Source organism: Polaromonas naphthalenivorans CJ2 (assembly GCF_000015505.1).
Lineage (GTDB): Bacteria > Pseudomonadota > Gammaproteobacteria > Burkholderiales > Burkholderiaceae_C > Polaromonas > Polaromonas naphthalenivorans.
Window position 1 is genome coordinate 2206242 of the sequence record NC_008781.1, and the last position, 21298, is coordinate 2227539.

At 65.0% G+C, this 21298-nt stretch carries 13 protein-coding genes; 8 read left to right on the plus strand and 5 right to left on the minus strand.

The features are described 5' to 3' along the window. Positions 1-144: 144 nt before the first annotated feature. The 6 genes from iscB (at position 145) to PNAP_RS10450 (ending at position 11114) form a co-directional block, all read left to right on the plus strand. Positions 145-1563: an RNA-guided endonuclease IscB gene (gene iscB, locus PNAP_RS10425; protein WP_041376655.1), complete on the plus strand. Its 1419-nt coding sequence runs from the start codon at positions 145-147 to the stop codon at positions 1561-1563. Further along, entirely contained in the window at positions 1563-6317 is a 4755-nt protein-coding gene (locus PNAP_RS10430) for an NAD-glutamate dehydrogenase (RefSeq protein WP_041376656.1), read from the plus strand. The genes iscB and PNAP_RS10430 overlap by 1 nt, the downstream gene beginning before the upstream one ends. 20 nt (positions 6318-6337) lie before the next feature. Beyond that, positions 6338-6982, plus strand: a complete 645-nt coding sequence (gene nth / locus PNAP_RS10435; protein ID WP_011801468.1) for an endonuclease III — start codon at positions 6338-6340, stop codon at positions 6980-6982. 128 nt (positions 6983-7110) lie between these two features. Next, positions 7111-8049: a 1-phosphofructokinase family hexose kinase gene (locus tag PNAP_RS10440; protein WP_011801469.1), complete on the plus strand. Its 939-nt coding sequence runs from the start codon at positions 7111-7113 to the stop codon at positions 8047-8049. A gap of 225 nt (positions 8050-8274) precedes the next feature. After that, positions 8275-10740 (plus strand): phosphoenolpyruvate synthase, encoded by a 2466-nt coding sequence (gene ppsA, locus PNAP_RS10445; RefSeq protein WP_011801470.1) that lies wholly within the window; start codon positions 8275-8277, stop codon positions 10738-10740. Further along, the gene (locus PNAP_RS10450) at positions 10737-11114 is read left to right on the plus strand and encodes a CBS domain-containing protein (RefSeq protein WP_011801471.1); all 378 of its coding nucleotides are present in this window, start codon (positions 10737-10739) and stop codon (positions 11112-11114) included. Before ppsA ends, PNAP_RS10450 begins: the two co-directional genes overlap by 4 nt. Before the next feature lie 7 nt (positions 11115-11121). On the opposite strand, the gene PNAP_RS27620 is transcribed toward PNAP_RS10450, so the two are convergent. The 5 genes from PNAP_RS27620 to PNAP_RS10475 all read right to left on the minus strand — a co-directional run bounded on the left by PNAP_RS27620 (position 11122) and on the right by PNAP_RS10475 (position 20005). Continuing rightward, complete coding sequence (locus PNAP_RS27620) at positions 11122-11691, minus strand: IS630 family transposase (RefSeq protein ID WP_198140629.1); 570 nt, start codon at positions 11689-11691, stop codon at positions 11122-11124. Then, entirely contained in the window at positions 11660-12076 is a 417-nt protein-coding gene (locus PNAP_RS27625) for a hypothetical protein (protein WP_011801216.1), read from the minus strand. The genes PNAP_RS27620 and PNAP_RS27625 overlap by 32 nt, the downstream gene beginning before the upstream one ends. A gap of 373 nt (positions 12077-12449) precedes the next feature. Then, on the minus strand, positions 12450-14138 hold the full coding sequence (locus PNAP_RS25630) for a caspase family protein (RefSeq protein WP_011801472.1): 1689 nt from the start codon (positions 14136-14138) through the stop codon (positions 12450-12452). A gap of 28 nt (positions 14139-14166) precedes the next feature. Continuing rightward, positions 14167-17352: a hypothetical protein gene (locus tag PNAP_RS10470; RefSeq protein ID WP_157040260.1), complete on the minus strand. Its 3186-nt coding sequence runs from the start codon at positions 17350-17352 to the stop codon at positions 14167-14169. A gap of 94 nt (positions 17353-17446) precedes the next feature. Beyond that, positions 17447-20005 (minus strand): hypothetical protein, encoded by a 2559-nt coding sequence (locus PNAP_RS10475; RefSeq protein WP_011801474.1) that lies wholly within the window; start codon positions 20003-20005, stop codon positions 17447-17449. Positions 20006-20537: 532 nt separating this feature from the next. Between PNAP_RS10475 and PNAP_RS10480 the strand changes: the two genes are divergently transcribed. Together PNAP_RS10480 and PNAP_RS10485 are read left to right on the plus strand one after the other, a co-directional pair. Beyond that, positions 20538-20999, plus strand: coding sequence for a universal stress protein (locus PNAP_RS10480; RefSeq protein WP_011801475.1), 462 nt, complete (start codon positions 20538-20540; stop codon positions 20997-20999). Then, complete coding sequence (locus PNAP_RS10485; protein ID WP_011801476.1) at positions 20989-21279, plus strand: DUF4389 domain-containing protein; 291 nt, start codon at positions 20989-20991, stop codon at positions 21277-21279. The genes PNAP_RS10480 and PNAP_RS10485 overlap by 11 nt, the downstream gene beginning before the upstream one ends. Positions 21280-21298 lie beyond the last annotated feature (19 nt).

Below are 21298 nucleotides of genomic sequence, written 5' to 3' on the forward strand. Positions count from 1 at the left end.
CATCTAAAGTGAACAGCCGGCAGGCAACAGGGTCGAGGAGAGCGAAGACGAAAGTCTTTCGTCACAGGATTCCGTAAGGAATAGCGTTAACGAGCATCGACAACAAGCCGTTGTTGATCGAATGCGTAAAAAGAAGGATGGAACGTGGCAGTTTTCGTGTTGGACAGAAAAGGCCGGCCCTTGATGCCGTGCAGCGAGAAACGAGCGCGCAAGCTGCTTGAATCTGGCCGCGCGCGCGTCCATAAGTTGTTTCCTTTTGGCATCCGGCTCGTTGACAGATTGGTTGAAGACAGTGTGTTTCAGCCCCTACGGCTGTCGCTTGATCCGGGGAGCAAAACCACGGGGCTGGCAGTTTGCCGGGTTGCTGAAACCATTGATGTGACCACCGGGGAAATTCAGCCCACGATGCACATCCAATTTTTGATGGAACTGATGCATCGAGGTGCCACCATCAAGAAGTCGCTTGGCGCACGCTCGGCCATGCGTCGGCGTCGTCGGGGCAAGCTGCGTTACCGCGCACCGCGTTTTAGCAACCGTCCAAAACCACAAGGCTGGCTCGCACCCAGTCTGCGTCACCGGGTTGAAACGACGATGACGCAGGTCAAACGCCTGTGTCGCCTCGCCCCGATCACGCATTTGGCGCAAGAGCTGGTGCGCTTTGACATGCAGAAAATGCAGAACCCGGAAATTTCGGGGGCCGAGTACCAACAAGGCACATTGCAAGGCTACGAAGTGCGTGAATACCTGCTGGAGAAATTCAACCGCACTTGCGCCTACTGCGACGCGCAAAACGTCCCCTTGCAAATGGAACACATCCACCCCAAAGCAGCCGGCGGCACGAACCGGATTTCCAATTTAGCGCTCGCCTGCCAAGCCTGCAACCAGAAAAAAGGTGTCCAGGACATCAAGGACTTCTTGCTCAAAGACCCCAAGCGTTTGGCAAAAGTATTAAAACAGGCCAAAGCGCCATTACTTGATGCAGCCGCCGTCAACACCACCCGATGGACTTTGTTCGGCGCCCTCAAGCAAACCGGCTTGCCGGTGGAAACAGGAACCGGCGGACAGACCAAATACAACCGCTGCCGCCTGAGCATCCCCAAGACTCACGCACTCGATGCCGCCTGCGTCGGACAGGTGCAGTCCGTCAACAACACAAACGCGCCCATGCTGCGCGTTATCTGCACCGGACGCGTATCGCGCAGCAAAACACGCCTGGACAAGTACGGTTTCCCTCGCACTTACCTGACCCACCAGAAAACAGCGTTTGGCTTCAAGACCGGCGACATGGTGATTGCCACCGTGCCCAAAGGCGTCAAGAAAGGCATTCACAAAGGCCGGGTGGCGATTCGACTCACGGGAAGTTTCAACATTCAAACGGGCATCGCCGGTGCGGCGACCGTTCAAGGCATTTCCTACAAGCATTGCCGCATCACGCAGCGGGCTGACGGGTATGGTTATTCACACAGAGCGCAAACAAAAAAGGAATGCGGGAACAAGGAGTGTGCTTTGCACACCGCGCTATCCATCCCCGGCCTGAAGGCCGAGGTTTCCCGCGCAATTTGATGAACACCACACCGCTTGCCGATCTGCTGGCCTATACAGCCGAGCACGCCGGACCCAGTGCCAAACGGCTCTCCGCGTTTGTGTCGGCCTACTTTGAAAATGCTGACCCGGACGAAATTCTCGCGCGCGGGCCGGCCCAGCTGTTTGGCATTGCCAGCGCCCATTGGCGTTTGCTCGACGCGCCCCGCGCCCCCCAGAGCGCCAGGATCCGGGTGTTCAACCCGACCCTGGCGGAAGATGGTTTTGTGAGCGACCACACCTCGGTCCAGATCGTGCACGACAACATGCCATTCCTGGTCGATTCGGTCACCATGGCCATCAATCGCAGTGGCCGCACGGCGCACTGGATTGTCCACCCCTTGCTGTGCGTGGCCCGCAATGCGCAGGGTCGTCCCGAGACGGTGGACAGCGTGGCGGGTGGCAAAGCCACCGGGCGAAGCGACCCGATCGAGTCGCTCATCATGGTGGAATGTGATCGCATTCTGGCTGCTGCAGAGCGGGAAGCGCTGGGCCGTGACCTGGATCGGGTGCTGGGCGATGTTCGCGGCGTAGTGCAGGACTGGGATGCCATGCTCGAGCGGGTTCAAGCCCTGGGGCTGGCGGTGGCGCGGTCGCCGCTGTCGCAGTCCAGCAAGCAGGAAGGCGTTGAATTCCTGCACTGGCTGGAAGACCGGCACTTCACCTTTTTGGGCGCGCGCAACTATGACATCCAGCGCGATGGCGACGCCGTCAGCCTGATCGCGCGGCCGGAGTCGGGCCTGGGCATCCTGCGCGGCGCCCCGCAGACTGCAGTGTCGCGCCTGCCACCCGAGGCCGTGGCCTTGCTTGAATCCGATGAACTGGTGCTCATCACCAAGGCCATGACGCGCGCCACCGTGCACCGCCCCGCCTGGCTCGACTACATCGCCATCAAGCGCTTTGACGACGCCGGCAAGGTGGTCGGAGAGGCCCGCTTTCTGGGGCTTTACACCTCGACCGCCTATGCCGCCGCAGTGGCCGATATCCCGCAGGTGCGGCGACGCGTGGCTGACGTGGTGGCTATTGCGGGCGTCGTGCCCAACAGCCACGCGGCCAAATCCCTGCAATCGATTCTGGACGTCTATCCGCGCGACGAACTGTTCCAGATTGATACCGCCACCCTGGCCGACCATGCCATTGGCATCCTGCGGCTGCAGGAGCGCCAGCGCACCCGGCTGTTCCTGCGCCGCGACCCGTTTGACCGCTTCACCTCGGCCCAGGTCTTTGTGCCCCGCGACCGCTACAACACCGAGCTGCGCGTGAAGATTGGCGCCGAGTTGATGGCGGCCCTCGATGGCCAGTCGCTCGAATTCACGCCCATGCTGACAGACAGCCCGCTGGCGCGCATTCACTACCTGGTGCGCGCCCGTGAGCACGCGCCGGTGAACGTGGACCTGCGCGCGCTTGAGGCGCGGCTGGCCCGGCTGGCCCTGCGCTGGGAAGACGAGTTCACCAGCGAGCTGCTGCGCGCGCACGGCGAAGGCCCGGGGCTGGCGCTGGCGCACCGCTTTGCCACAGCGCTCCCCACGGCCTACCGCGAGGATTTTTCGGCGGCGGTCGCCGCCGAAGACGCCGAAATGCTGGCCGGCCTGAGCGCCGCCTCGCCGCTGGCGGTCAAGCTGTACCGTCCGCTGGATGCCGGCGAAGGGCTGCTGCGCTTGAAGATCTACAACACGTCCAAAGTCCCGCTGTCGGACTCGCTGCCGGTGCTCGAACGCATGGGGGCCCGGGTGCTTGACGAGCATCCCTATCGAATCGGCAGCGACGCGCTGTGGGTTCACGACCTGGGCCTGCAACTGCCGGCCAGCACCGATTTGGCCACCGTCAAGGTCCGGTTTGAGGCCCTGTTTGCGCAGGTCTGGCGCGGCGATGTGGAAAGCGACGACCTGAACCGGCTGGTTCTGAGCACCGCGCTCGACGCACGCGCCATTACCGTGCTGCGCGCCTACACGCGCTACTTCAAGCAACTGGGTTTTAGCTTCAGCCAAAGCTACATAGAGGCCGCGCTGAACAACAACGCGGGCATTGCCGGGGAACTTGCCAGACTGTTCAATGCCCGCTTCGACCCGGCCCTGCCCGGCAACCGGGACGAGGCCCAAAAGCAGCTGACGACGCAGATCGAGGCCCATCTGGAGGCAGTGGCCAGCCTGGACGAAGACCGCATCCTGCGGCAGTTTTTCCTCACGATAGGCGCTACCCTGCGAACCAACGCCTGGCAACTCACCGCCAGCGGCGAAAGCAAGCCCTACCTGTCGTTCAAGCTCAACCCGCGCGAAGTCCCTGGAGTGCCCGAGCCCAAGCCGCTGTTTGAAATCTGGGTCTATTCACCGCGTGTAGAAGGTGTGCATCTGCGCCGCGGCAAGGTGGCGCGCGGTGGCCTGCGCTGGTCTGACCGCCGGGAGGACTTCCGCACTGAAGTGCTGGGCCTGGTGAAAGCCCAGCAGGTCAAGAACACCGTGATCGTGCCGGTCGGCTCCAAAGGCGGCTTCGTGCTGAAGAACGCCCCGCCCGCCAGTGACCGCGAAGCCTGGATGGCCGAGGGCGTGGCCTGCTACAGGCTCTTCCTCTCGGGCCTGCTGGACGTGACCGACAACGTGGTCAAGAGTGCGGTGGTGCCACCGGCCAACGTGGTCCGGCATGACCCGGACGACCCCTACCTGGTGGTGGCGGCCGACAAGGGAACGGCCACGTTCTCCGACATTGCCAACAGCGTGTCGGCCGACTACGGCTTCTGGCTGGGGGACGCTTTTGCCTCGGGCGGCTCGGTCGGCTACGACCACAAGAAAATGGGCATCACGGCGCGCGGCGCCTGGGAATCGGTCAAGCGCCACTTCCGCGCCTTGTCGGTCAACACCCAGACCACGCCGTTCACCGTGGCGGGCATCGGCGACATGTCGGGTGACGTGTTCGGCAACGGCATGCTGCTGTCCGAGCAGATCCGGCTGGTGGCGGCTTTCGATCACCGCCATATCTTCATCGACCCCACGCCTGATACGGCGCGCTCCTTTGCCGAACGGCAACGCCTGTTCGTGCTGCCCCGGTCAAGCTGGGACGACTACGACAAGAGCCTGATTTCCGCCGGCGGCGGGGTCTATCCGCGCTCGGCCAAGGCTATCAGCCTGAGCCCCGAGGCGCGCGCGGCGCTCGGCATCGAGGCCGCCGATCTGACCCCGGCCGAGCTGCTGCGGGCCATTTTGCTGGCGCCTGTGGACCTGCTCTACAACGGCGGCATCGGCACCTATGTCAAAGCCAGTTTCGAGAGCCACGCCCAGGTAGGCGACAAGGCCGGCGACGCGTTTCGCGTCAACGGCGGCGAGCTGCGCTGCAAGGTGCTGGCTGAGGGCGGCAACCTGGGTTGCACGCAAAACGGCCGCATTGAATACGCCCAAAAAGGCGGCTTGATCTACACCGACGCCATCGACAACTCAGCCGGCGTGGACTGCTCCGACCACGAGGTGAACATCAAGATCCTGCTGGGCAGCGTAGTGGAAGCGGGTGATTTGACGCTGAAGCAGCGCAACGACCTGCTGGCCTCGATGACGGACGAGGTTGGCCTGCTGGTGCTGACCGACAACTACTACCAGACCCAGGCGCTCGAGATCGCCAGCCACCGCCCCCTGTACCTGCTGGACGGGCAGCAGCGCCTGATGCAATGGCTGGAGCGCAACGGCCGCCTGGACCGCGCCGTCGAATTCCTGCCTACGGATAAAGACATCGCGCAGCGCAAGGCCCAGAAAACCGGACTCACGGCGCCCGAAGGCGCGGTGGTGCTGGCCTACGCCAAGATGTCAGTGTTCGACGGGCTGATGGACAGCAACCTGCCGGACGACCCGTACTACAGCCGGGCGCTCAAGGCCTACTTCCCCAAGGTCCTGACCGAAAAATTCGGCGCGGCCATCGCCAGCCACCCGCTCAGGCGCGAGATCATCGCCACCTTCATCACCAACACGGTGGTGAATCGCACCGGGGCCACCTTCGTCAACTTCATCGCGTCCGAAGCGGCCGCAACGGTGGCCGACGTGATTCGCGCCTTCACGCTGGCGCGCGAAATCTTCGACCTGGAACCGCTGTGGGACCAGATTGACGCGCTGGACTACCGGGTGGAGGCCATCCTGCAGCTCGACCTGCTGACCCAATTGATCGCCATCGCCCAGCGGGCGTCGCGCTGGATGCTGCGCGTGCGCACCCAAAGCACCGACCTGCCGACACTGATCGAGCGCTACCAGCCGGCGGCGCGCGAGTTGCGCGCCCACCTCGCGGACTGGCTGCCGCCCTCCGCCCACGCCAGCTGGGAGCAGGCCACGCTGAGCCTCGTGCAAGTCGGCGTGGAGTCGGCGCTGGCGCAAAACCTGACTGCGCTGGAGTTCATCTTCCCGGCGCTCGATCTGGTCGATCTGGCGCAAAACGCCAGTACCGGGCTGGAACAGGCGGCGCGCGCCTACTTTGGCGTCGAGGCCGAACTCGGCCTGACGCTCTGGCGCGCGGAGATCAAGCGCCTGCCCACCGACACGCTGTGGCAAACCCAGGCCCGCGGCAGCGCGCGCGACGACGTCTATTCGATCGCCAGCCAGATCACCCAGGGCCTGTTGTCGCGCGGCGAAGATCTGGCGGGCTGGCGCGACCGGAATGCGCCGGCGATTGAACGCCTGTGCAAGCTGCTGGCCAGCATCAGCACCCAGGGCGCCGACCTGGCACCGGTTTCGGTGGCGCTGCGCGAGTTGCGGCATCTGGCCTGAGACCGGCTGCTGTCAGCACCATGAAACGCGAACACATCGGGCTATTTTTTGCCACGCTGAAGGCCGCCAACCCGATGCCGGTGACCGAGCTGGAATACACCAGCGTGTTTGAACTGCTGACCGCCGTGCTGCTGTCGGCGCAGGCCACCGACGTGAGCGTGAACAAGGCCACGCGCCGGCTGTTCCCGGTGGCCAACACGCCGCAGGCCATCCTGAACCTGGGCGTGGACCGACTGGAGGCCTACATCAAGACCATCGGGCTGTACCACTCCAAGGCCAAGAACCTGCTGGCGACCTGCGAGATGTTGATAGCGCAGCACGGCGGCCAGGTGCCGCGCACCCGCGAAGCGCTTGAGAAATTGCCCGGCGTGGGCCGCAAAACCGCCAATGTCGTGCTGAACACCGCTTTTGGCGAAGCGGTGATGGCGGTCGATACCCACATCTTTCGCGTCAGCAACCGCACCGGGCTGGCGCCGGGCAAGAATGTGCAGGAAGTCGAGCAAAAACTGATGCAGCGCATTCCGACCGAATACCTGATCGATGCGCACCACTGGCTGATTCTGCTCGGCCGCTATGTCTGCATCGCCCGCAAGCCACTGTGCTGGCAATGCGCGGTAGCGCCCTTTTGCGACTACCAGCCCAAGACCGAACCCCCGCCGGCCTGAATGCCGGCGCAGCAGGCCGCCGCCACTGCACTATCAAATCAATAGCTGCTTGCGCCGGTGGATAAAGCGCAAAAAGCCTTTTTTACTTAAAAACCCGTCCCATCAGCCTTCCCTTCTCTACCCAAGCCATGACCGACATCCTGACCGTCACCATGAATCCCGCGCTCGACGTGTCCACCTCGACCGACAAGGTCATGGACACGCACAAGCTGCGCTGCACGGCCCCGATATTTCACCCGGGCGGCGGCGGCATCAACGTGGCCCGCGTCCTGCACCGGCTGGGCGGCGACTGCCTGGCGCTTTATCTGGCCGGCGGCATGAATGGGCAACGGCTGCGCCAACTGCTGGACCAGGAGCAGGTGCGCGGCCATTGCATCGCTATTGCCGGCGAGACGCGCGAGAGCTTTTCGGCCCACGAAACGTCCAGCGGACGCGACTTTCGCTTTGTGCTGCCCGGGCCCGCATTGACGCCCGGGGAATGGCAGGCCGGCCTGGACTACATCAGCGCCTTGGGCGCATCCCCGCCTTACCTGGTGGCCAGTGGCGGCTTGCCGCCCGATGTCCCTGAAGACTTTTACGCCCGGCTGGCCCGGCTGGCCAAGGCACGCGGCAGCCGGGTGGTGCTCGACACCTCGGGGCCGGCGCTGGCGGCGGCATTGGCCGAAGGGGTGTACCTGGTCAAGCCCAGCCTTCGGGAACTGCGCGAATTGACCGGCCATCCGCTGCAAACCGGGCCGGACCAGCATGCGGCGGCGCTGCAGATCATCAGGAGCGGCCAGGCGCAGGTCGTAGCCCTGTCGCTGGGCGAGGATGGCGCACTGCTGGTGACGGCCAACCGGGCGCTGCGGGCCAGAAGCCTGCCAGTGCCAGTCGCCAGCTCGATTGGCGCGGGCGACAGCTTCGTGGGCGGACTGGTCTGGGCACTGAGCCGGCATGAAACGCTGGAGCAGGCCTTTCGCTACGGCATGGCGGCGGGCGCGGCCGCCCTGCTCGCGCCGGGCACGGCGCTGTGCCAGGCGGCGGATGTGGAACGGCTGCACCGGGAAGTGCTCATCACCCCCGCTTGATCTAGCGCAAGCCGGCACGGCTTTTCAGCCGCTACCGTAAGCCCCTAAGGATACGGTCAACAACCACTTCCCTGCGTCATTCCCGCGAAGGCGGGTATCCAGACTCGTTTGAGCGCTTCAGCCCGCGTTGCTGGATTCCCGCCTTCGCGGGAATGACGGACGGGAAGCTATTACTTGCCAGATCCTAAAAGGCGACCCACAACACGGCAAGCTGGAGACACCCGCATGACGCAAGCTTTCATCCGCTGGTTTGCAGACATTGGCATGGCCGATGTCGCGCTGGTCGGCGGCAAAAATGCCTCGCTGGGCGAGATGGTCCGGGAACTGGGCGCGCAAGGCGTTCGGGTTCCCAACGGCTTTGCGGTCACCGCCGGGGCTTACCGCCACCTGCTCGACCAGTCCCACGCCTGGCAAGGCCTGCACGACGCGCTCGACGGCCTGGACGTGGCGGACGTGGATGACCTGGCGCGGCGCGCCCAGCGTGCGCGGGAAATCATCCACAGCGCGCCGCTGCCGGCCGATATGGCTGCGGAAATCACGCAGGCCTACGCCCGGCTGCGCGAAGAATACGGCGAACAGCTGACGCTGGCCGTGCGCAGCTCGGCCACCGCCGAAGACCTGCCGACCGCCAGCTTTGCCGGCCAGCACGAGACTTTTTTGAACATCTCGGGCGAGGCCCGGCTGCTCGATGCCATCCGCCAATGCTTTGCCAGCCTGTTCATGGACCGCGCCATCGCCTACCGGGTGGACCACGGCATCGACCACTTCAAGGTCTATCAGTCGGTCGGCGTGATGAAGATGGTGCGCTCCGACCTGGCCGCCAGCGGCGTGACCTTTTCGCTCGATACCGAAACCGGCTTTCGCGATGTGGTCTTCATCACCGGCGCCTATGGCCTGGGCGAAAACGTCGTGCAGGGCACGGTCGATCCGGACGAGTTCTACGTCTTCAAGCCCACGCTCCGGCAGGGCCACCGGGTGGTGCTCAGGCGCAAGCTGGGCGGCAAGCAGATCCGCATGGTCTATGCGCAGGCCGCCGGCCGCGAGAGCACGCGCAACATGCCGACGCCGCCGGAAAGCCAGGCACGCTATTGCATCAGCGACGACGAGGTACTGGAACTGGCCGACGCCGCCGTCAAAATCGAGGCGCACTACAGCCGCAAGGCCGGGCAGCCGACGCCGATGGACGTTGAATGGGCCAAGGACGGCGTGGACGGCAAGCTCTACATCGTTCAGGCGCGGCCTGAAACCGTCGCTTCGCGCAAGCCGCTGGGCCGGGTCGAGGAATACCGGCTGGGCGACAAGGGCAAGGCCCTCGCCAGCGGCCGCGCGGTGGGCGGAAAAATCGCCACCGGCCGGGCGCGCGTCATCAGCGAGGTGTCCGAACTCAACCAGTTCCAGCCCGGCGAGGTGCTGGTGGCCGACACCACCATGCCGGACTGGGGAACGGTGATGAAGATCGCCGCCGCCGTCGTCACCAACCGGGGCGGGCGCACCTGCCACGCGGCCATCGTAGCGCGCGAGATGGGCATTCCGGCCGTGGTCGGCTGCGACCATGCGACCACGGCGATACGCACCGGCGACGAGATCACCGTCTCGTGCGCCGAAGGCAGCGCCGGCCATGTCTATGCGGGCCTGCTGCCGTTCACCACGACCAGCACCGACGTGGCCGGCATGGAGCGGCCGCAGACGCATCTGATGGTCAACCTGGCGAACCCCGACATGGCCTTCCAGACCGCCCTGCTGCCCAACGACGGCGTGGGCCTGGCGCGCATGGAGTTCATCATTGCCGAGCACATCCACGCGCACCCGATGGCGCTGGTGCATCCTGAAAAAGTCGAGGATACCGCCGTGCGCGAGGAAATCGCCCGGCTCACGCAGCTGTTCGCCACGCCGTCCGAGTATTTCGTCAGGCAGCTGGCCGAAGGCGTCGGCACGATTGCAGCGGCTTTCTATCCCAAGCCGGTGATCGTTCGCATGTCGGACTTCAAGACCAACGAATACGCGAGTTTGCTGGGCGGGCGCTGGTTCGAGCCGCTTGAGGCGAATCCGATGATCGGCTTTCGCGGCGCCTCGCGCTATGCGCATCCGGCCTACGCCGAGGGCTTCGCGCTCGAATGCGCGGCCATGAAGCGCGTGCGCGACGACATGGGCCTGAGCAACGTCAAGCTGATGATTCCGTTTTGCCGCCGCGTCGAGGAAGGCGAGCGCGTGCTGCAGGCCATGGCCGCGCACGGCCTGGGGCGCGGCGTCAACGGACTGGAAATCTACGTCATGTGCGAGATTCCGAACAACGTGATCCAGATCGACGCGTTTGCAAAACTGTTCGATGGCTTTTCGATTGGCTCGAACGACCTGACGCAGCTGGTGCTCGGCGTGGACCGCGACTCCGACATCGTGGCGTTTGACTTTGACGAGCGCGATGCGGGCGTCAAGATGATGCTTCGCCAGACCATCGAAGGCGCGCGGCGCAACCACCGGCACGCGGGCATCTGCGGCCAGGCGCCGTCGGACTACCCGGAAATGGCGGCGTATCTGGTGGAACTCGGCATCGACTCGATGAGCGTCACGCCCGACACGCTGCTCAAGACCACGCGCGACGTGCTGGCCGTGGAGGCGCGGCTCGGGCGTGCGCCACGCGGCGCGGCGCAACCCTCTTCAACACCGCAAGCTGCGGACAGGAGCCCTTCATGAAGCAGACCATTTCGTCATTGATGCAGCGCGACGTGTGTTCGGCCGGCGCGGACGACACCTTGCAGACCGTCGAATCCAAAATGCTGGCCCGGGGCTTGACCTGGGTGCCGGTGGTGGATGAAAGCGGCGCGGTGCTCGGCGTCATCAGCAGCCTGGACCTGCTGCGCTTTCATGCCGACGGCAAAGACGCCGCGAAGGTCTGCGCCTGGCAAATCTGCACCTACAAGCCGATTTCGGTGCCTCCAGATGCCAGCCTCAGCGACGTGGCCCGGCTGATGGTCGAGGCCGGCATCCACCATGTCGTGGTCATGGACGGCAGCGCCATCAAGGGCGTCGTGTCGTCGCTCGACTTTGTGAAAACCTTCAAGGACTAGAGCGGGCTCACCCTGACTGGCAATATCCGCAGTGGCGAATGTAGCGCTCGCACTCGGCGCTGCTAAACCGGTCCAGCAATTGGCCAATGACGCTCCACAGGGCATCAACCGTTCGGGCCTGCGCTTTTCGCAGCATCGTCTTGAGCTTGGCAAAGACCTGCTCGATCGGGTTGTAGTCCGGGCTGTAGGGCGGCAGGTACTTCACCGTCGCCCCGGCTTGCTTGATGGCCGCCTGGATGCCGGCGACTTTATGGGCGCTCAGGTTGTCCATTACCACGATGTCGCTGGGCCGCAGTTCGGGCACGAGAAACTGCTCGACCCAGGCGCGAAAGGCAGGCCCATTGAGGGGGCCGTCGAGCACCAAGGGCGCCCGAAGCCCCTGGGTGCTCAGCGCGCAGACAAACGTGGTGGTGCGCCAGTGGCCGGCGGGCGCAAAGCCCCGGCAGCGCTGGCCCCGGGGCGAGCGGCCCCGCGTCGGGGTCATGCTCGTTGTCGCCCAGGTCTCATCGAGGAAGATCAGCCGCCCGGCTGTCAGGCTGGGTTGTTCAGCCTTCCAGTTCGTACGCGCCTGGACCACATCGGGCCTTGCCTGCTCGGCGGCGTGCAGGGTGATTTTTTTTTAGCGTCAGCCCGAACCGGCCCAAGGTCTTGCACATCGTTGTTGTGCCCACCTCGATGCCGTGCTCCGCACGCACCCACTGGCACAGCTCGCGCAACGTCTGCGTCGGCGCTGCCGCCACCTGCTCGCGCAACGCCGGCTCCAGCGCGGCCAGGCGCAGCGGCATGTGGTTGTGCTGCGCGCCCGGGCTCGTCTGGCCAAGCCGCTTGCGGCGTGCCCGCGCCCGGCAGACATACGACTGGCTCACGCCAAAGCGCTCGGCGACCTCGCGCAGCACCCCTGGCGCGGCCAGCACCCGGTCGCGCAAATCCTGCCCATACGCTTGCCCTTTTCGCCAAGACATGACAAGTGCCCTCCAAATCGAGCTTGGATTTGTGTTTTCTGCCTCGGGTTCCCTTGCTGGTTAGAACGGATGCGCTCTAGCGGCGAGTTTGCTACGTTGTTGATAGCTGCTTGTGCTTATGGTCATTGCGCAAGAAGGCTTTTTGATGCATGAAACCGGCCCGGATGACTTCCCGCTTTGCTCCTTCCCCCTCTGGGGGAAGGTTGGGGATGGGGGCTCTGTGCAGCGGTCATCCCGGCCAGTAGTCCAGCGACTCTTTCCAGGGCCAGCCATGGAGTCAAGCAGCGGTTTTCGTGCGGCCTCCGCTGGCCCCCATCCCGGCCTTCCCCCAACGGGGGAAGGAGAAATACGGACTCGCAGCAGCCCTCGTGCCTTACTTGCTGCCGTCCGATTGTTGAGCCAGCGTATCCATATCGAACTCCCGCGAGAGCGCAAAGCTCGGTGCGTTCTGGCCCGAGCTGTTGGGCGTCGTGCAGCCATACCCGACCCATTGCGTGGGCGACTCGGTCCACCACATGCGGTAGTAGAGCCGGCCATTCGTGGCGTTGTCGCGCAGCCGGCTCCACACTTCAGCCGGCAGCGTGTAGGCCGCCGGGTACAGCGCCGAGGACTGGAAGGGCGTGACCTTCCACGAGCCGTAGAAATTGTTGTCGTTGCGCTGCGCGCTGTACTGGTCGGTGAAGTACCAGCTGTTGGTCGAAACCTCGACGGCGTAATAACGGCCAGCCCCCGGGTTGACCTGGAACCGGGGCGCCGCGCCGTTGGCCGGGAAAGCGGTCGGCGCGGTGATGGCGGGCACGCCGGCATCGCCGCCGCCGGGCTGGGTTTGCGCGACCAGGGCAACGCTGGGGGCGGACTGCGCGTTGCTGTCGCTGGTCGTGACCTGGTAGTTGACCCAGCTGGTCGGACTGCTGGTGCACCAGAGGCGGTAGTAAAGCCTTGCGGCCCCCTGGCGCAGGCGGTTCCAGGCATCGAGCGGCATCATGAACGAGCTGCCCTGGCGGAACGGGCTGACCTTCCAGGACGCGTAGAAATTGCTGTCGTTGCGCTGCGCGCCGTTGGCCGTGCTGTTGAACAGGCTGGCATCGGTGGCGATTTCCACCGCGAAGTAATGGCCTGAAGGCACGGACACCGAGAAGGTGAGCGGCGTTGTGCCATTGGCGAACGACGACGGCCCCGAGATCGACAGGCCACCGCCAGCCCCCGTGCCGCTCGCGCTGCCCGCGCCAATCGTGAACGGCTTCTCGGCATCGAAGGCCGGATTCGCCACGCCGGTGCGGAACAGGTTCGGCGTCTGGTCCGAAGGCATGCGCGCCACGATGGCCGAATGGAACTGCGCGTAGCTGCCGCTGAAAGCGCCGCCGTTCCAGACTTCCTTCAGGCGCTGCGTGAACAGGCCGTTGGCGTCGCCGTCGGACGACAGCTGGTTGTCCTGGCAGCCCGAAATCAGGGTCACGCTGGCGTTGACCGACGCCCGGTGCGTCCATTGGCTGACCTCGTAGTTGCTCCGGTTGGCCAGGTAGTTGGCCTGGACGGCTGCCGGATCGGCGGCGCGAACGCGCGGCGGCGCATTCACCGGGCGGTCGTACTGCGCGGCGAACTCCGGGCTCTTGAACTTTTTCTGGAAGCTCATCACGCGCGCCACCGTTCCGCTGTGGCAGCTGTCTGACAGCACGAAAATGCGCACGCCGGCCGCAAAGCTGGACCACAGGCCGTTCAGCTCATCGTCGAGCAGCTGGCGGTCCCAGAGCACCCAGGTTTCGTCCTTGCCGTCGGGCTCGTCGCCGGTCACGTCGTTGATCTGGGAGCCGTGCCCGGAGTAGGTCACCAGGCAGATGTCCCCCGCCGCCAGCTGGCGGGCCGCCTGGCCGATGACGCGCGTCACCTCGGAGGCCGACGCCTCTGCGTCGGTCATCAAGGTAGCGGCATAGCCGAGCTGCGTCGCGATCTGGTTCATGTCGCGGGCGTCGTTGATGCAACCCGCCAACTCTCCGTTCCATCCGTTGTAAGCGGCCGGGTTGACATAGTTCAGCCCGATGTTGACAGCAATTCCTTTGGCCATTTGAACTCTCCTCTTGGGTTGTCTTCGGTTAGGTGGAAATCATTTCCGAGGTGATCGTGACGATATTGCTGTTGGCCTCCATGTCCCAGGCCCTCCAGGGAAGCACTTCATCAGGCTTGCCGGCAACCACCTTGGTGAGCCGGAATTCAACGATGCGCGCCGCCAGGTAAACCGTCAGCGGCAGCAAGAAGTTGACCGCGCCCCGGCGGCTGTCCATGCCGACCCGGAAGACGCCCGGCACATCGCGCAGGCGCGCGTCGATGTCGAGCCGCGTGAGGCCGTGGTTTTCATAGTTGACGACATCGAGGAACACCACGTTGCACTCGATATCCTCGATCATGGCCCGGACTTCTTCAAAGGTCGGGTTGCCATCTGCCAGCGGGTCGGCGTCCGCATGGGCTGCGGTGTAGGCGCCGGACGCGGCCACGTCGAGCGAGGCGCCGGGCGCCAGCGTGGCCTCGACGGGAACGCGCACGGGCTCGGCCGAGCCGCTGAACAGGTACACATCCTTGACCGCCATCGAGCCCTCGATGCGATTCGTCAGCTGCAGCGTCGCGCCCTTGGGCTGCAGCGTGACCGGGCCTTGCAGCCAGGGGCCGGTGATGCGGCGCAGATGCACCGACAGCGCCGAAGTGACCACGCTGCCGTCTTCCAGGATGAAGCGGGCGGCGCCTGTCAGGCCGGTGTTCTGGATCAGGGTTTTCAGCAGCAAGGCGCTGGCCAGGTCGGTCGCCAGCGCGGTGTGCAGGCACTCGGGCGTGGCCGAAGTCACGGCTTCGACCGGCGGCGTCGAGGTCAGGTTCCAGCTGAATTCGGTGCGCTGGGCCAGCATGTTGGGCAACTCCAGCACCGGGCTGGCGGCCTCCAGCAGCAGCCGGCGGCGCAGGTCTTCGACCGCGTAGGGCGAGAGCGCCGGACCGAGCATGGCTTCAAAGCGGATGCGGTTGTTGTCGGGCCGCTCGGCGTCCAGCGCGGCATAGACGATCAGCGCCGGGCGGTATTCACGGTCCGGCGTGCCGGGCGCGTGGCGTGTGATTTCATAGGCCAGCGGAACCAGCAGAAACCGGCCGGGCTGCCGGAGATTGCGAAACACGCGGTAGGACGGCCGGTTCAGCGCGACCACTTCCTGGTAAGTCTGGGAAGAGGCCTGGCCCAGGCGATAGGCCTCGGCGCAGCCGATGGACACCGTGGCCGCTGCCTGCTTTTCGCGGTAGAAGGCGCCCAGTTCGGCGCAGGAGAAAAACGCATCGAGCGATTGCTGCCGGATCGTGCTGCGCAGGGCGTATTCAATCTTTGAAGGCAGGGCAATGGCAGCGGTCGAGGTGCTGATGCGCCCTGCCAGCGTGAGGTTTTGCGTCACCAGGTGCGCCGAGGCCGGCCTGACCACGAACTCGCGCCCGCCCGAGGAAACCAGGATGCTGTCGGCATCGTCACGCGATTTCGCGACCAGCACGGCGCTCGATATCTTGCCGCCCAGAACCAGCTGGGGCCGGTTGAAAACCGGTGCGTAGCCGGAAAACTGAAACGCCACGTCGAGCCGCGCGGCTTCGCTTTGAAAGCCGGGCGTGGACAGCGAGCCGTAGGCGGTGCGGGCCGCGTCGTTCAGCAGTTCCACCGTGACCAGCAGCCGGTTGCCCGAACGCGTGACGACGCCCCGGCAGGAAGCGCGCTTGAGCACGCCCGAGGCCTCGTCGATATACGGAACGCTCAAGGTGACCGAGGGTTCGACCGGCTCGATCATGCGCGCCGTGAGACTGGCGTTGGCCGCCAGCGCGGCGCTGGCGGCTGCAGGGCGGGACAGCTCCAGCGTGAAGCGCAGCCTGGCGCGGATCGCCGGCCGGCCCGATTCGCTCGTGCCGATGCGCTCGAACTCGAACAGAAACGGGCTGGTGTCGGGCGCTTCGTTCGGTGCGGGCCGCACCAGATTGATGGCCGGCAAGTACCAGCGCAGGTTGGGATTGCTCTTGTCGCTCAGCAGCGGTGCATTCAGGTCGCCAAGGATCGGCAGCGAAACGGCGATGAGTTCGGGCCGCAGGAACACGGCTTCGGGCAGCATGTAGTGCGCCACCTGCGCCACGGCCGGGGTTGAAACGGTGGCGGTGGCGGTAGTGGTGGCAACGGGCTGCTGGATGCGGATGGCCTCGGTGGCGAGCAGGTGCGACGTGGCCGAGGGTCGCACCGAAGGCCGCAGCGTCGCGGCAACGGTTTGAACCTTGCTGCCGGCCAGCATGGCGCCCATGCCGACCGCGCCCCGGGTCGCGCGCGAACTGCTGCGCGTCAGGGTTTCGAGCAGCGGGCCGCCGTCAAGATTGCCCGAGGGGCCGACGACGCTGAGGCAGGCGGCCCGGTCGGCGGGGCTCAGGGCATTGCCCAGCACCGCCTGCAGGGAACAGGCCACGTCCAGCTGGCGCAGGGCATCAAGCTGCCCTTCTCCATTCAGGCAAGTTGAACCCGGTGCCGGGCGCCGGCCCAGCAAGGCGCCGTCCGGTCCCGGAACCAGCAGGCCATTGCAGGCCTGGCGAAATGCGTCAAAAGCATCGGGCGGCAAATTGAGCTGGCCGAACACCTGCCGGAACGATGGCTCCGACAGCGCGCCATCAGCGGCAACCGCCTTGAGCTTGTCCCACAACTCGGCGGGACTCAGGTTGAGCGAGAAGCCGGCGGCAGGCGCGGGCGCGCGGTATTCGATATGCGCCTTCAGCTCCAGCCCGCCCTCCTGCGTGCCCGGTTCGCCGTTGAGCGCATCGAGCACCGCCAGGGTCTGCTCGCGCGTGAGCGGCGTGTGCAGCGCACCGCGCAGCAGCGGTGCGCTGAGGCTGGCCACGGCAAAGGCCGGCTGGCCCGGCGAATGCAGCGACACCTGGGCCTGCCGCGCAAAAATCGGCCGGGCCTGGGGCTGCTGACCGGTCTCGGTTGCCGGTGCCCGGTAGTCCAGCTCCATGCCCAGGTAGCCCGACATGAGCAGCGGCCGGATCGAGTCTTCACCGGCAGCCGGCGCGCGGGAAAGCAGCAGGACCAGCGAGAATTTGGGCGACGTTTTTCCGCGCACCAGGCGCGGAGTCTCCAGAACGCCGAGCCGCAAGGCGCTGCCTTCGCGCCCGGGCAGCCGCACCTGCTCCGGTATGGGCTCCGATATTGGCTCCGCTGCCCGCTCGTCCGATGCCTTCTGCGGCATCGGCTCGCGCAAGGGCGAAGGGCTGAGGATTGATGACATGGCCATGGACCTCCCCGCAAGGTAAATATCCAGCAAGGGCCGGGCAGGCGTCTCAATCGCCCTGCCCGGCGCCGTTTGGGGTCAGCTTACCCGCTCAGGTATTGACCCAGCCTTCCGGGTCCTGGCCGGTGCCGGTGGACACCGGCTGGCGCGATGCGCCCCGGCCCTTGGCGCCGCCGCTCTGGCGCGCCCGGCTGGCCGACTCATAGTCGTCTTCCCGAAAACCCTCCACGGAATCGGCGCCCACCCGGTAGCCACTGACTTCACTGGTGACCGGCCATTCACGCGGCGGAACCGGTTGTCCCGAAGGCGGCTGCGCCGTCGTTGACACGGGTTGCCCGGGCACCGCCACGGGAGGCTGGACCACGGGGGTTGCCCCTGGGGGCGGTGGCGGCACGCCGCCGCCGGTGGTGACCGTTTCCGGGACCGGAACCGGGACGCCCGGAGGCGTGACCGTCCCGCCGCCTGCCCCGCCAGCGCCGGTATCCAGGCCCTCGGCGGCGCGCACCAGGGTGTCCGAGAACATTTCGCGCTGCGTCAGGGCCCGCTTGGTCACGCCGGGGTCATCGGCCATCGGCACGTTGATCATGATGGCGCCGTTGCCGATGGCGTTCTCCCACGGGCCGGTCCAGGCCTGCCCCTTGCTCGTCAGGGTGCCGCGCACCGTGACATTGACGCGGTACTGGTAGTCGGTCTTGAAGTCGGCCTGGCCGGTGTAGATGCGCCAGAAGCGCGGCTCCAGCTGGTCTGACGACAGGAACCTGAAACGCGTGACCTTGTCGGCGCGACTCTTGCCGTCGGCACGCTGGCCCTTGGCGCGCATTTCCACCTCGACGATCTCGGCGGTTGACTGGAGTTCGACGCTCAGCGCAATCGGCCCCACGTCCAGGGTTCCGGCCGAGTCGGCGCGGGCTTCCATGATGTTGTCGTTCGACAGCGTGCCGTTGGCGCCGGGGTCCAGGTCAATCACATTCTGCTCGACATCGATGTGAAAGAAGGGGAACTCGCTTTCGGTCGGCGGCTCCAGCAGGTGGATCTTGCGCTTGATGTAGGTGGCATCGGGCTCCCAGGATGCGGGCGGATTCGAGACTTCGCCCTTGCGCCACTGGATCCAGACCGGGCGGAAGGTGATGTCGGGCGAATCGCTCTTCTGGAAGGTGGCGGGCTTCCAGCCAATCGAGCCGCCCGAGTCCGGGTAGCCGACCTGCGCCGAGACGAAGGCCACCGGCTCGCCGGCCCAGTTCCTGGCCTTGTCGGGCCAGTTGACCACCGGCTTGACGATGCGGAACAGCTTGCGGCTCAGTTCGCCCAGCACCAGGCGCTGGAAGTACTTGCCCTCGGCCTTGGGATCGTTCTTGATCTCGTTGTAGAAGCCTTCGAGCGAGCTTGAAATCGTGTGCGGCTGGTTGTAGCGGAAGTAGCGCGTCTCTTCATAGTTCAGGTTGAGCTGCGTCTCGTCGCGCCGGAACTTCAGCGCCACGCCCGCGCCGTAGCCGAACAGGGAGCCGAAGATGCCGCCGCCCGAAGTCGATGCCTGGGCCGGCTCGACCTGCGGAGGGGGCGGGTCGAAAATCACCTTCTTGGCCTGCTCGGTGAACTGCTGCACGATCATGTCGATGCGCTGGTTGATCATCTTCTCCATTTCCTGCGCGCCCGGCATGGTGCCGTCGATATCGACCTCGACCTTGATGTCGCCCTTGATGCGCAGGTTGTTGAACTCGGCCTTGATGTCGGCGGAGAACCACAGGTAGCGGGCGTTCACATGGGCGGAAAAGTGCTGGAAGATGCGCTCCCAACTGCCGGTGATCTTCACCCGCATGAGCTGCGACCACATCGGCATGACCAGGTTCTGCGTCACGAACAGCGGGCTGTAGGTGCCATGAAAGCCGGCCCAGACGATCTCGCTCGGAATCGGGCCGATCACGCCGCCGTAAGCATTCTCGCCGCCGGTGATCGAGCCGGGGCCGCTGCCCTGGATGCGCCAGGCCCAGGCGTCGAGCTGCGTGCCGCGAAACTCGCGGCCGTGAGGCACTGGCGCCCAAGCCGAGCGGTTGCCCAGCTGCATGAAGTCGCGGCTGCGCGGCCCTTCGGGCGCGCCGGGCTCGCCGCCGCCAGCGGGCGTGGGGTTGCTGACAGGGTTGGCCACACCGCCGCCGGCACCGGCACCGATGTTCGGCGTGGCGCCGGAAGCATCGGGCGCCAGGCTGGAGATGACGGTCTGGTTGGCGGTGATGGGCGCAATGCGAATCTGCGGGGCGACGCGGGTGCGCAGTCCCCAGTACTTGTCGTTGCGTCCGCTGAAGCGTTCAAGAATCTGGGCTTCGGCCTGCTTCAGGACGCTGGGAGGAAAGCGCGACGTGGTCGTCAGCGACAGCACGCCGCCTGAAGTTTCTCCTTTTTCAATGCCGGCGGTGCTTTCGTCAAACACACCGACGAAGTGAATGTGGCGGAACTTGAAATCGTTGGTGGCGGCGTTGCGCGCCAGCCGGACTTTTTCCGGAATGTAATAAAAGACGGGAGCCTTGCGCTCGCGCTGCAGCGCATCGTTGTTGCGATCCGGCAGGAAAAGCAGCGTATGCCCCTCCCCTGCTTCGTCCTGAATGACAAACTCTTCGAAGCCACCGGCAAAAACCGGCCCTACAGGATCGGACATATTGTGTTCTCCTCTGGTTGGTTCCAAAGCGCCCTGAAATTTGAACGCCCGGTCATCACGAAGAAAGTCTTGGGAAACGCGCCATTCATTCGCGATGCGCGCTTTTATACGCCGGCCCTTGCCGCGCCTCAATCGGCGGCGGCCCATGTTGGTTACAAGCCGTCTTGCCCACTTAATAAGAAAATATGATCAAACACACATTTTCAGCAGAATGTTTGATGCGGCGCATTTGTAAATTTTTATATAAAACAATGAATGCGGCTGTCCGCCGAGCAACACGGTTTTTCAGGCAGCGCCTCAGCTCAGCTTGAAACCTCTGTTGCAATTCGCAGCAAAGCAGCGATATTTGCGAGACTTCAGGGTGTTAAATCATCTAGCTTGCTTGCCGGCCGGTTTCTGGCTGGGTGAATGCCAGAGACCCAAATGCCGCACGCTTGATGCCTGTCAACACCGCGAACCGGCAACAGATTCAAGATCAGAACGGCTCCAGAATTGCTTCATCCTATTTCCTGAAACCGAAAGAGAATCAGCCATGTTCAAGCACATCCTCCTGGCCACCGACGGCTCCGCAGCTTCCCAACACGCAGCGCAAATCGCAGCCGACATGGCGCGCATCCATGGCGCCCGGCTGACGGCGCTGTATGTGGTCGATCCGTATCCCTACCTGGGCATCGGCGAAACCAATCCGCTGGGTTTCCAGTCCTACATGGCCGCAGCCCGCGAGCATGCAACGCAAGCGCATGCCAAAGTGGCCGAACTGTGCAGCCAGGGCGGCGCGCCGGTGGCGCTGCAAACGCGCATTGCAGAAGACCTGAGCGCCTCGGAAGGCATTGTGCAAACCGCCCGGGACGAAGGCGCCGACCTCATCGTCATGGGCTCGCACGGCCGCACCGGCCTGGCGCGCTTCGTGGTCGGCAGCGTGGCCTCCAAGGTGCTGGCGGCCGCGCCGATGCCGGTGCTGGTCGTGCGCCAGGGAGACAGCGATGAGCGATGAAATGCTCAAGCTTCCCCCGCCGCGCACGCTGTGGGTTCGGGCGCTGTTGATGATTTTGCTGGCAGCGGCCTTTCAGCTCGCCGCGTCGGTGCTGCTGTTTGTCGCCGTCCTGCAACTGATATTGGCCGCCACCAGCGCATCTAATGCGCGCCTGCAGGAACTGGGCCGCAGCCTGGGCCGCTACCTGGCGCAAATCGCCGAGTTTGAAAGCTTCGGCAGCGAGGCGCTGCCCTTCCCGTTCAGCGCCTGGCCGCCGGGCAACAGCCAAATCAGCCTTTAGCGCATGCTGGATGGGCGGT